Source organism: Moraxella equi (assembly GCF_002027555.1).
Taxonomy (GTDB): Bacteria; Pseudomonadota; Gammaproteobacteria; order Pseudomonadales; family Moraxellaceae; genus Moraxella; species Moraxella equi.
In genome coordinates, this window is the sequence record NZ_MXAP01000040.1 from 1 (window position 1) to 12,326 (window position 12,326).

General features: G+C 47.8%; 14 protein-coding genes and 1 tRNA gene. 5 read left to right on the top strand and 10 right to left on the bottom strand.

What is annotated here, in order from left to right; all coding sequences use genetic code 11:
* Positions 1-28: 28 nt before the first annotated feature.
* Entirely contained in the window at positions 29-151 is a 123-nt protein-coding gene (locus B5J93_RS14180; protein ID WP_265734201.1) for a hypothetical protein, read from the bottom strand.
* A 126-nt stretch (positions 152-277) separates the two neighbouring features.
* Between B5J93_RS14180 and dksA the strand changes: the two genes are divergently transcribed.
* A complete protein-coding gene (dksA, locus tag B5J93_RS04125; RefSeq protein ID WP_079324864.1) occupies positions 278-694 on the top strand; it encodes an RNA polymerase-binding protein DksA in 417 nt (138 codons plus the stop codon).
* Between the two features lie 7 nt (positions 695-701).
* The gene (gene gluQRS, locus B5J93_RS04130) at positions 702-1,628 is read left to right on the top strand and encodes a tRNA glutamyl-Q(34) synthetase GluQRS (RefSeq protein ID WP_079324866.1); all 927 of its coding nucleotides are present in this window, start codon (positions 702-704) and stop codon (positions 1,626-1,628) included.
* A 14-nt stretch (positions 1,629-1,642) separates the two neighbouring features.
* Here the strand turns inward: gluQRS and B5J93_RS04135 are convergent, their stop codons facing one another.
* Positions 1,643-2,818 (bottom strand): FtsW/RodA/SpoVE family cell cycle protein, encoded by a 1,176-nt coding sequence (locus tag B5J93_RS04135; protein ID WP_079324868.1) that lies wholly within the window; start codon positions 2,816-2,818, stop codon positions 1,643-1,645.
* 392 nt (positions 2,819-3,210) lie between these two features.
* Entirely contained in the window at positions 3,211-4,596 is a 1,386-nt protein-coding gene (gene murD, locus B5J93_RS04140) for a UDP-N-acetylmuramoyl-L-alanine--D-glutamate ligase (protein ID WP_079324870.1), read from the bottom strand.
* 118 nt (positions 4,597-4,714) lie between these two features.
* On the opposite strand from murD, the gene glnK reads away from it, so the two are divergent.
* Positions 4,715-5,053, top strand: coding sequence for a P-II family nitrogen regulator (glnK, locus tag B5J93_RS04145; RefSeq protein ID WP_029102928.1), 339 nt, complete (start codon positions 4,715-4,717; stop codon positions 5,051-5,053).
* A gap of 55 nt (positions 5,054-5,108) precedes the next feature.
* On the opposite strand, the gene B5J93_RS04150 is transcribed toward glnK, so the two are convergent.
* The 3 genes from B5J93_RS04150 to B5J93_RS04160 form a co-directional block, all read right to left on the bottom strand.
* The gene (locus tag B5J93_RS04150) at positions 5,109-5,474 is read right to left on the bottom strand and encodes a DUF2147 domain-containing protein (RefSeq protein WP_079324872.1); all 366 of its coding nucleotides are present in this window, start codon (positions 5,472-5,474) and stop codon (positions 5,109-5,111) included.
* 167 nt (positions 5,475-5,641) lie between these two features.
* On the bottom strand, positions 5,642-5,896 hold the full coding sequence (locus B5J93_RS04155) for a hypothetical protein (RefSeq protein ID WP_079324874.1): 255 nt from the start codon (positions 5,894-5,896) through the stop codon (positions 5,642-5,644).
* A 9-nt stretch (positions 5,897-5,905) separates the two neighbouring features.
* Positions 5,906-7,021 carry a DNA/RNA non-specific endonuclease gene (locus B5J93_RS04160; protein ID WP_079324876.1) on the bottom strand — a complete coding sequence of 372 codons (1,116 nt, stop codon included), beginning with the start codon at positions 7,019-7,021 and terminating at the stop codon, positions 5,906-5,908.
* A gap of 208 nt (positions 7,022-7,229) precedes the next feature.
* On the opposite strand from B5J93_RS04160, the gene mutY reads away from it, so the two are divergent.
* Positions 7,230-8,381, top strand: a complete 1,152-nt coding sequence (gene mutY / locus B5J93_RS04170; protein WP_079324880.1) for an A/G-specific adenine glycosylase — start codon at positions 7,230-7,232, stop codon at positions 8,379-8,381.
* A gap of 64 nt (positions 8,382-8,445) precedes the next feature.
* On the opposite strand, the gene B5J93_RS04175 is transcribed toward mutY, so the two are convergent.
* Entirely contained in the window at positions 8,446-9,387 is a 942-nt protein-coding gene (locus B5J93_RS04175; RefSeq protein WP_079324881.1) for a polyprenyl synthetase family protein, read from the bottom strand.
* 131 nt (positions 9,388-9,518) lie between these two features.
* Between B5J93_RS04175 and B5J93_RS04180 the strand changes: the two genes are divergently transcribed.
* Positions 9,519-9,594 (top strand) — tRNA-Phe (locus tag B5J93_RS04180).
* A gap of 61 nt (positions 9,595-9,655) precedes the next feature.
* Here the strand turns inward: B5J93_RS04180 and B5J93_RS13465 are convergent.
* The 3 genes from B5J93_RS13465 to glmS form a co-directional block, all read right to left on the bottom strand.
* Entirely contained in the window at positions 9,656-9,793 is a 138-nt protein-coding gene (locus B5J93_RS13465; RefSeq protein ID WP_158080682.1) for a hypothetical protein, read from the bottom strand.
* Complete coding sequence (gene rplS / locus B5J93_RS04185) at positions 9,774-10,142, bottom strand: 50S ribosomal protein L19 (protein ID WP_062501004.1); 369 nt, start codon at positions 10,140-10,142, stop codon at positions 9,774-9,776. The genes B5J93_RS13465 and rplS overlap by 20 nt, the downstream gene beginning before the upstream one ends.
* Before the next feature lie 156 nt (positions 10,143-10,298).
* A complete protein-coding gene (gene glmS, locus B5J93_RS04190; RefSeq protein WP_079324882.1) occupies positions 10,299-12,143 on the bottom strand; it encodes a glutamine--fructose-6-phosphate transaminase (isomerizing) in 1,845 nt (614 codons plus the stop codon).
* Positions 12,144-12,326 lie beyond the last annotated feature (183 nt).

Genomic DNA, 12,326 nt, shown 5'->3' on the forward strand with positions numbered 1-12,326 from the left:
GTTGAGAGTGGGGTAAAAATTTGATAATTTAATCAATTTTTGCATGAAAAATGACTAAATCTTGTTTTTCATCGTCAAAAGCTCGTTTGATAGAACGACTATCAAACTTCACTTTTTCCTTGAAAAACGTGCGATTTTTCTCATTTTTCATTGCAAATACCAACATTCAACACGCCCCACTTGAAAAATCCAAACATATCCCCATTTAGGACGCAATTTTTTGAGTGTTAATTTTTTTCATGCTTGGTCAAATTGACCGTTTTTAAAGGATAAACGCATGGCAAACGCCACTTTCACCCCCTACACCCCTGCCAAAGACGAAGAATATATGTCGGACGCTCAGTTGGAGCATTTTCGTGCGATTTTGGTAAATTGGAAAACCGAACTACTTGCCGAAGCCGAACGCACTAAGGACTACATTAACGAAGAGACAGGGGCAATAGCGGACATCAATGACCGTGCCACCCAAGAAGAAGAGTTTGCCCTCGCTCTACGCACCCGAGACCGTGAGCGTAAACTGGTGCGTAAGATTGACAAATCACTGGCGGAGATTGAGACAGGCGATTATGGGTTTTGTGAGACGTGTGGCACGGAGATTGGGCTAAAACGCCTAGAAGCTCGCCCCACCGCCACGCAGTGCATTGACTGCAAAACCATGTCCGAGATGAAAGAAAAGCAAAATCACGGACACTAAGCCTGCCATGAACCCACGCCCCATTATCGGTCGCTTTGCCCCGTCCCCAACTGGGGCGTTGCATTTGGGGTCACTGTGTACCGCTTTGGCAAGTTATTGCCATATCAAGTCATTGGGCGGACAGTGGCTTGTGCGGATTGAAGACGTGGACTTTGAGCGGTGTAAGCCTGATTATGCTGTCTCTATCTTGACCGATTTGGATAATTTGGGACTATACTCGGACGGCGAAATCCTATTTCAATCCAAACGCACAGATATTTATGATGAGTATCTTGCTCATTTATCAAACATCACCTATCACTGCACCTGCTCTCGCAAGGAGCTATCCGCCCTATCCATACCTGCGGTGGGCTTTTATGACGTTAATATCAAGGATTTACACCTTGCTCCGATTTACCCCCGATTATGCCTGCACAAAAACCTAAGCGACAACAAAATCCGTCTGTGCCTGCCTGACGTGCTGACCGCCTTTTTTGACGGCATACAAGGCGTGATATGGGACAACCCTGCCAAAAGTCTTGGCGATGTGGTCGTCAAACGCCAAAACGGCATGATAAACTACATACTCGCCTGCACCATTGATGACGGCTTGCAAGGAATAACGCACGTCATGCGGGGGCTTGACATCATGCCGATGACGGTCGCCCAGCTCTGTATCGCCAAAGCATGTCTCCTTCCCACGCCTCACTATTTTTATCATCTGCCCCTACTTGTCAATCATGACGGACAAAAACTCTCCAAACAAAACCTTGCCACACCGATAGACACCACCACGCCTGATAAAGTGAGCGATTTACTCTTTACCGCTCTAACCTTGCTCGGGCAAAATCCGCCAACAGAACTACAAAAAGAGACGCCCGACACGATACTTATGTGGGCGACTCGTCATTGGGATAATGGCGTGTTACAAGGGGCAACATTGGGGATGGTTTAAACACCCCAACTCTTTTAATACTCTCTGTTTTTATTTTCCAGATAAATTCGCTCGCTTTCTTTGTCCGCCTTTAAAATCATGGCAATCATGATAAGTGCCATCAGCATGGACGAACCGCCAAAGCTATAAAATGGCAAGGTCAAGCCTTTGGTTGGCATAAGCCCCATGTTCATGCCTGCATTAATCAGCACTTGCCCAAAAATCACCACGCCAAACCCAAATACCATGTAGCTAAGACGCAGTTGGCGACGTTTTAGGGCGGTATGGCTGATTCTCATAATCGTCGCCACAATCAGCACCTCAAGCAGTAACACAAACGCCACCCCCAAAAAGCCCAACTCTTCGCCCGTGATGGCTAGAATAAAGTCGGTATGAGCTTCGGGCAGGTGCGATAATTTTTGCACGCTGTTGCCATAGCCCACCCCGTCAAACTCCCCCCGCCCAAAGGCTATCAGACTGCGAGACAGCTGATAATCGGTGTCCTGCACGTCATCAAACGGCTCCCAAAACGACATGAGTCGCTCTTTACGATAATCCGATGACAGCAGTCCATAAACCAGTGCAGGCACGAACACCGCCGACACCAACGCCACATAATGCGGTAATGGCACCCCACTGACAAACAAAATAATGCTCGCTGTGGCGATAATCACCGCCACCGAACCGTAGTCAGGTTGCCACAAAATCAGGGCAATCATCGGCAAATACCACACCGTCAGTCGCCACCCTGCAATCAGACTGCCTCGCACTTCTGCCGACCGTCTGACCACATAGTCAGCAATGACCAACACCATCAGCAGTTTGACAAATTCGGACGTCTGAAAATTAAACACCCCAAAGTCAAGCCATCGCTGTGAACCATTAATGACCGTCCCTGTTATTAGCGTCACTATCAACAGTAACAGTGCCACAAGCCATGCCAACACCAACAGCCCAATTTCAAAATACCACTTCAAAGGAAAGCGATACACCACCATGCCCGCCAACAAACCGATAACAATATAAGTCGCCTGTGAATAAAAGAAAGTCATGGGCGACAAGCCTTTGGTCATCGCAAACGGCACTGACGCTGACGCCATCATCAAAAGACTCATGGACAGCAACAAAAACAGACTCGTCATCAACACCGTCCGAACAGACGGTACATAGGGCGATGTAGCTATCGTCGTGGGGATGTTAAAAAAACTCATGACAGGGCAATGCTTGGGAAAATTTGGGGGCTATATTATAAACCAAATCTCTGCTAAATGCTTGATTATTTAACAAAAATTTGGGGAAATTAGAAAGGCTTGGGCAAAAATTGCGTAGGATTTGGGTAGGGTTTGGTGTTGTCTAAATTATAAGGCAAAAATATACCACAAATTCAAATAATGTCTGGCGTAGGGGCGTGCTGTGCACGCCTATAAAAATTGGTATGTTATCAAAGGATGTGCGGAGCCAGTCCCTACAAAGCCTGTGGTAAATATCAAATTCGTTAGGTATACCTTGGCAAAGTCAATGCACCATCATAGGGCAAATTGCAGTTTGCCCCCACAACCTGCCCAAAAGCATGTGATTGACCATGCTAATAACCACCGTCCAATCACGCCAACGCTTTGACGTATCCCACAAACCGCTCACCACGCTCATTATAGCTGTTAAATTGGTCAAGGCTTGCACACGCTGGCGACAGTAGTACGACTTTGGCAGAGCTTTGACTGGCAAGCTTTACCGCCTTTTCAAGTGTGCCTGCTTGTGTCATTTTGCTTGCCAAATCAGGGTTGTTTGCCAACGTTTTTTGTATCAAATCGGCGTCTTGTCCGATAAGATAAATGCTGTCGGCAAACTGTTCGGCAAAAGGGATAAGCTCAGCAAAATCCTGCCCCTTACCCTGACCGCCCAAAATCAAGGCAAGCGACTGCTCCCCATACACCGCCCCAAGCCCATCAATGGCGGAGAGTGTCGCTCCAATGTTCGTGCCTTTTGAGTCGTTAAAATACACCTTGCCACCCACGTCCGCCACATATTCACAGCGGTGTGGCAAGCCCATAAACGTCCGTAGCACATCAAGCATGGCATTCATGTCAAGCCCCACGGCACTGCCCAAGGCTAAGGCGGATAAGGCGTTAAGCAAATTATGTTTGCCCTTAATCAAGATTTCATCAGATGAGATGAGTTTTTCGCCATTATGACACAGCCAAATGGTTTCGCCATGCTCGTCCGTTTCGCCTTTTAAACAAAAATCCGCCGAAAAGCCCTCGCCAATCTCCCCTGACGTGCTTATCATTTGGGCGTGTTTGGGCAAATGAGCGATACAGGCACGGGCAAGTTTTTTGTCGTCCAGCCACACCACGGCATTTTTGGCATTATCAAAAATGCGTAATTTTTGGGCAAGATACCCTGCCATATCGCCATGTCTGTCCAAATGGTCGGCAGATAAATTCAAAATGGTCGCCACGTCTGCCCCAAGCTCACTCATCATTTCAAGCTGAAAGCTCGACAATTCAAGCACCGCCATGTCCATGCCGTCAATGTTTAATAAATCAAGGGCAGGTGTGCCGATATTACCGCCCACACCCACGGTTTTGCCTGACTTTTCTGCCATGAGTCCGACCAGCGTGGTTACGGTGGATTTGGCGTTGGAGCCTGTAATGGCGATGATGGGTGTATGCGTGCCGTTGTCCGTGTCTCGCTTTTTTAGATTTTCAATAAACACCTGTACATCGCTGACCACACTTACGCCCTGCTCTATGGCTTGGGCTATGGCAGGCGTGGTGGGGTCGATGCCAGGACTGATGACGACTTTGTCCGAAGCAAGTAAAATATCAGCATTGATACCGCCAAAATAAGTCGCCACACCGCTTGGCAATTTGTCCGCCAACGGGGGGAAATTACCGTCCGTAACGGCAACCGTATGTCCTTGATTTACCAGAAAATTGACCGCAGACAGCCCAGAACCGCCCAAGCCGATGACTGTATAATTTGCCATGAGTATGCCTTTTTAAATGTCAAATAATCATTATTCTATCAGAATTGGCGTGGGTGTTGTTGGATTTTTGCCAAAATTGTCATATAATGACAAAAGCTACTTGCCAATAAGGATTTTTATGAAACTTGTTACCGCCATTATCAAACCCTTTAAACTGGACGATGTCCGTGAAGCCTTGTCGGACATTGGCGTAAACGGCATTACCATCACCGAAGTCAAAGGCTTTGGTCGCCAAAAAGGACATACCGAGATGTATCGTGGGGCGGAATATGTGGTGGATTTTTTACCAAAAGTCAAACTAGAAATCGCCTGTGCTGATGACATGGTTGATGGCGTCATTGGTGCCATTATTGATACCGCCAACACAGGTAAGATTGGCGATGGCAAGATTTTTGTTACGCCATTAGAGCAAGTCATTCGCATTCGCACGGGCGAGACGGACGAGAATGCCCTATAAGAAAACCCCACCGAAGTGGGGTTTTGTGTGTTTGACTGTTTAAATCAGCCTTTGGTTACTGTCTGACGCCCGTTTGCGTGCCTGCTTTACTTTTGATGGCGATGTTATTGCCATTTAGCGTGATGTTGGCAGTGCCTGAGATGGGCAGGGTTGGGTGTTTGCCTTTACCTGCATATTTGCCACCACCTTGGGCTTTGATGTCTCTGATGACGGTCGTGCCTTCACGCTTTTTGGCTTTTTCGGTCAAGCCTTTGGTCATCACAGCTTGATAGCCACTGCCTGACTTGCTGATGTTGATGATGGCTTTGGCTTCGCCTTTTTCACTCATTTTCCAGTTGCCCACAATGGCATCATCATTGGCAAATGCACTGGCAGATACTGCAACACCTAGACCGATGGCAAGTAGTTTGTTTAATTTCATGGCTTACTCCTGTGTACAAAAATCTAATTAATCCAAGCCAGTCAGTACTCGTACTGACAACTGTTTACCCATTATAAACAAGGATTTTTTAAATTGCAAACATTAATTTTGTAAGCCATCTGCCTTTTTGTAAGTGCTTGGTAAAAATGTTTCTGCCTAAGGCATGTCTACTCAAAAGGGTTGTTTACCATGACTACTTTGGATGGGTCTTTGTCAGCAGTAGCAGGCAAATCTTGACCGCCTAACTCATCAAACGCCCCACAAAGTGCCTGTGCAAAGTCGAGCAATGCCTGTGCCTGTGCCTTGCCCGCCTGCGTTTTGGTAATTTCCACATCGCCACTGATGATGACACTGTCCGTGCCATTTTCTATGGTCAAAGCCCCAATTTGTAGGACTTCGCTGTCATTGTCAAAGACATTCATCGCTCCACCTTATTTTAATAAACTCATCACAAATTCTACCAACAGCACCAAAATCGCAAGCCAACCTTCTGTATCACCCCCTTTATCCACGCTGTCCACATGCTCAGACAAAGGGGGTAAATTAAAAGCCGATGACTGCACCTGTGGCGACAGCGACGGCATGGCATTGATGCCTGTTCGTTCGGAGAGCTCGGCAAGGCCGATATGCTCGACCACGCCTGCTTCGTCATTGGGCGTATAGTACACGCCTGCACGGTTGATGCTAGGGACATAAACCGCCTTGAAAAAGTGGCTCGGCACCAGTACGCCATCGCCGATTTGGGCAATTTGACGACCTTGGAACACCACACCTGTCACGACATACAGCTCGCCATATTTGACCGTCAAGTTTCGTGTGTTTTTTTCGATGTCTTGCCATACGCCACGATTATGAGCGTTGTTTTGGGGGGCGATGTTGGCTAGGCTAAAACTATCAAACTGCTGTGAGAGATTCGCCATGTCGCCATTGGGCGATAAATGCCCCCTGTCATAGCCCGAACGGCGATAGTCATTGAGCGTTGCTCGCACGTTTGCAGGCAGGCGGCTCTCTTCATGAAAGCTGTCTTTGCGAGCCAGTGAACGTGCCTGATGAATGCGTTCACGGGCCAGATACTCGGCAGAGTAGATGGGCGTGCGTGAGATACCCGAATACAGCACGGCAAAGCCATCAAAGCACAGCTCGTAATTTTTGCGAGCCAATTTTTGTCCTTTGGTGCCAACCAACTGCGGGGCGGTATTGGCATAAAAATGCTCAGGACAACTGGCAAGACTCTGGGCGGTGTTCGCTGTCGTCTGCTGTCCCACAAAAACCCCAACAGGCTCATCTGATGTCACCAAACCCGTGGACTGACCCACCACATAACCCCTGTCATGAGCCGTGGCATAAGCGGTGGTAGTGTTTGAACTATTGGTATTATGAGCGTTGTGGTTATGGGCGTGATTGTGGTCGTCAGCATAAGCCGTCGCCACGTTATCGCCATAGGCAACGGCGGTGTTATTGGCATAAGCACTGTGGCAGGACAACAGTACCAAGGCAAGCCCCCACAGATGGGATGGGCGAGTGCCTGATGAGTAGAGATAGGACATGGTATTGGCTACTTAAAATGCGTGCCATTATACCCGATTTTTGGTGTGAGCGGTAGGATTATCGGGATTGCTAGGCTTTCAATCTCTGACACTCTGGCAAAGATTGAGTTTATCATATTTATCCCAAACACATCTTTGCCCATGGAAAATTGGCAAATCATCCCCATAATCACGTTTCCTGTTATCTTGGACTTATTTATCCCCACCCATGAACCACGCCACTTTCGCCCTACGCCTGCTTACTTGGTTTGCCACGCACGGTCGCCATGACTTGCCTTGGCAATATCATCATGCCGACACGTCCGACATTTATGCCGTTTGGCTGTCTGAAATCATGCTTCAACAAACACAAGTCGCCACCGTATTGGGCTATTTTGGGCGGTTTATGAATACATTCCCCACTGTACAAGACTTGGCAGCTGCCGACTGGGACGATGTGGCAAACCTATGGGCAGGGCTTGGCTACTATGCTCGGGCAAGAAATCTACATCAAGGAGCAAAGCAAGTGGCGGATTATATCGCCACGAATGGACATTTTCCACAAACAACAGACGAATGGCAAAACGTGCGTGGCGTGGGACGCTCCACCGCAGGGGCGATTGTGGCGATGGGTGTGCGTGAGCGTGGCGTGATATGTGATGGCAACGTCAAACGGGTGCTGACACGCTGGGCAGGCATAGATGGCGACATCACCAAATCCGCCACCGACAAGGCACTGTGGGAGCTTGCCGACACGCTCACGCCCACCCACGATAGCGGTAAGTTTGCCCAAGCGATGATGGATTTGGGGGCGACTGTCTGTACTCGCACTCGCCCTGCTTGCGTCTCTTGCCCACTATCAGACGACTGCACCGCCCATAAGAACGGCAATCCCACCGCTTATCCTGTCAAAACCAAAAAGGCGGACAAGCCCCACCGCCATTCGCTCGTGCTTGCCCTGATATATGATGACAAACTGTTATGGATAAAACGCCAAAGCAACACAGGCACAGGCATTTGGGATGGGCTGTTTGCCCTGCCCATGCTGATGATAAATGACAAACAAGGCGATTTACCGCATGATTTATATCATGCCAAAACCATGCACGAACATTTTACCCATGCCCAAAGCCCAAGCCTTGCCGAGCGTCAAATTTTGGATAATCTGCCAAACATCCCTATCAATAACGCCAAAACCATTAAACACACGCTCACGCATTTTCATTGGCATTTGTCATTGGTTGATATAAATATTGATAAAACGCTTTATGATAAAATCAACCACGCCCTAACCGCCATGCATGCCGATTTTGTTTGGCAAAAAGGTCATGACGGGCTGGGCGTGCCAAAGGCAATGGGGAAATTAGTGGGGCAGGCTTGAAAAAGTTATTAATTTAAATCGCAAAACTAAAAATTTGACATTTTTCCAAACATCAAAACTCTGTTTAATAATTCCTTTTTTGTAGCCAATCCACCATTTGCAAAAGTAGATTATCATCGCCCAAATCCGCCACTAGTTTTCTTGCCTTATCAAACAGCTCATCAGCATAGGCACGGGCATTGCCCACACCAAGCAGTTTGACGTAGGTGGATTTATCCAGTTTTTCATCACTGCCTGCCATTTTGCCCAGCGTTTGGGTATCCGCCACGACATCTAGCACATCGTCCTGCACCTGATAGGCAAGCCCGATAAGCCGTGCATATTCGCCAAGACTTGCCATGCGTTCATCAGACGCACCGCCACACACCGCCCCCATTAGGACGCTTGCCACGATTAACGCCCCTGTTTTGCCCTTGTGAATGGCTTCTAGCTCATGTTGGTCAAGCTGTTTTTGCTCACCGTTTAAATCCGCCTGTTGCCCTGCCACCATACGCCGAGCATTGGGGGCGAGTATGCCAAGTAGCCTTGCCACGACATCATTCCCAGCCGCCCCAAGCTCATACTCTCCGCCTAGCACATCAAAGGCAAGCGACTGCAACACATCGCCTGTCAGCACCGCCACCCCTTCGCCATAGACCACATGACAGGTCGGCTTACCACGGCGTAGCTCATCATCGTCCATAGACGGCAAATCATCATGCACGAGCGAGTAGCCATGCACACACTCTATGGCAAGCATGGCACGGCGTACCGCCCCAAAGGCAGGCGTATCCACATGCCCCCCAACTGCCAAAAAAGTCGCCAGTACAAGCAAAGGACGCACCCGTTTACCCCCGTTGGAAATGGCATAACGAGACGCTTCATTTAGTGGGTTTGGTAGATTAGCGGTGTCAAATAACACATCAAAATCCGCCATTAGCTGATTTTTTGTAAACTCTTGTACGCTATTTAAATCATTGGTTTGCAATTTACTCATGTCCGCCCCCACGTCAAAAAACGCTATCATACCCCAAAACGCAAGGATTTTGGGTAAAAATCATGGGTTTTTAAAAATTTTTCAAAAAATATGCAAAAAGTGCTTGCAAAGTTTTTAAAATCATATATAATACGCACCACTTAGCCAATAAAGCTAAACATGGCGCGGTAGCTCAGTCGGGAGAGCAACGGATTGAAAATCCGTGTGTCGGCAGTTCGATCCTGCCCCACGCCACCATATTTAAAAACACTCAACTTCGGTTGAGTGTTTTTTGTTGCGCGTGATAAAAATAACGCCATCAAGGGACGTGCTTTCCATGCTTATTGGCACGTTTTGGAATTAACCGAGCATAAAGCCAAACCACAAAAAACCCTGCCATGTCAGCAGGGTTTTGATTGGATAAATCAGATAAGACATTAAGCGTCTTTTTTGGCACCCAATTTTTCTTTGATACGGGCAGACTTACCAGAACGCTCACGTAGGTAGTAAAGTTTGGCACGGCGAACATCACCACGACGCTTAACTTCGATACCACCGATGATTGGTGAGTGTAGTTGGAATGCACGCTCAACACCCACACCGCTTGAAATCTTACGTACGGTGAAAGATGAGTTTAGACCACGGTTACGCTTAGCGATAACCACGCCTTCAAAGGCTTGCAGACGCTCTTTGTCGCCTTCTTGGACACGAACTTTAACCACAACAGTATCACCAGGGGCGAATGAAGGGTGGTCTTTTAGCTGTGATTGTTCAATTTGTTGAACTAGGGGATGTTTGTTACTCATGGAACACTCCAATAAATGACATAGGCTCATACCTTTCTATATGGCTCAAAGGTCGCATATCATATCATCATCAGATTGAAAAGCTCAATCCACGTCCGAGCCACACGGACACATAAAACAGCTCATTATAATAAAAAGCCAAACAAAAATCAAGGGTTATTCCACCGTAACTGATTTGGCAAGGTTACGGGGTTTATCCACGTCCGTACCACGCACCAAGGCGACATGATAGGAGAGCAGTTGCACGGCAATGGTATGAACAATGGGCGATAACACCCCGATATGACGTGGTGTGCGAATGACATGCACGCCGTCCGTTTCGGCAAAGTCGCTATCAAGGTCAGATAAGACAAACAATTCTCCGCCCCTAGCGCCGACTTCTTGCATATTGGCTTTGACCTTATCAAGCAGTTTATCGTTCGGAGCGATGACCACCACGGGCATGTTCTCATCAACGAGTGCCAAAGGACCATGTTTGAGTTCGCCCGCAGGATAAGCCTCGGCATGGATATAGGTCAGCTCTTTTAGTTTTAACGCCCCTTCTAAGGCAATCGGATAATGAATGCCACGACCCAAGAACAGTGCAGACGGCTTGGTGGCAAACTCTTTTGCCCATACCGCAAGCTGTGGCTCTAAGTTTAGGGCGTGCTGTATGCCTCCCGGTAGCTGGCGTAAATCATCAGCATAACCAGTCAGTTCATCATCAGACACATGTCCACGAAGTTTGCCCAGTGTCACTGCCAGCCCAAATAAAATCACAAGCTGAGTAGTAAAGGCTTTGGTGCTTGCCACACCAATCTCTGCCCCTGCTCGGGTATAGATGGCGAGCGTACTGGCTCGGGGCAGGGCAGATTCTAATACATTACAGATAGACAGGCTGCACTCATGCCCTTGGGCTTGGGCGTATTTTAACGCCTCCATCGTATCTAACGTCTCGCCCGACTGGCTAATCGTGATGATGAGTTCATCAGGGTCAGCGATGACATCACGGTAACGGTATTCACTGGCAATCTCTACATCCGTACGAATACGAGCGATGGATTCTAGCCAATATTTACCCGTAAGTGCCGAATAATAAGACGTACCACACGCTAGGATTTTAATGCTTTTAATTTTTGAGAAAATCTCTGGGGCATGCTCGCCAAAATTCTCTGGCACAAAACCGCCATCTAGGAAAATCTCTGCTGTATCCGCCACCGCTTTTGGCTGTTCATAAATCTCTTTTTGCATAAAGTGGCTATACCCACCAAGCTCTAAACTTGCCAATGATAGCTCGGAAGTTTTTACCGCACGCTCGGTTTTGTCGCCATTTTTGTCAAGGAGCATGTCAATGCCGTTAGCAGACAACAAAGCAATGTCGCCATCTTCTAAATAAGTGACTTTACGAGTAAAGGCAATGACTGCCGACACATCGGATGCGATAAATACTTCCTCATCACCAAATGCCACGAGGAGCGGACAGCCCATGCGAGCCACCACCATATGAGCAGGGTCATCATGGCATATCACGGCAATGGCAAACGCTCCATGAAAACGACTGCATGCCGTTTGTACTGCACGATACAAATCCTTGCCGTTATTTTCGTATTCATGGCGGACGCTGTGAGCGATGACTTCGGTGTCCGTTTGCGATTCAAATTCATAACCCAATGCTTCTAAACGGGTACGTTCGGCTTCAAAGTTTTCAATAATGCCATTATGCACCACCGAGATGAGCCCGCCTGAGATATGTGGATGAGCATTTGGCTCGGTCACACCGCCATGCGTTGCCCAGCGGGTATGTCCGATGCCAATATGACCCGTCAGTCCTTTTTGTTTAACCGCTTCTTCCATCAGAGCGACACGCCCCACACGACGAACTCGTTTAATCTTTTGTTCGCTCTCACTGTATACCGCAATGCCTGACGAATCATAGCCACGATATTCTAGGCGTTTTAGCCCGTCTGTTAAAAAATCGACCACATTGGCATGGGCACGAATTGCCCCAACGATACCGCACATATTAGTTCCTTAGTATCTCGTTAATATTACAATGGCAAGGATTGCCACAAAAAAAGTCCTACCCCAAATCGTTAGGTAAGGCGTGTATTATAGCAAATTTGGCAGTCACTGTGATATCTGCTTTGGTGGTAGTTTTGAAAACACCCCCCTTTTTTTCCTTTTTCAAAAACCCAAACCCCCCAC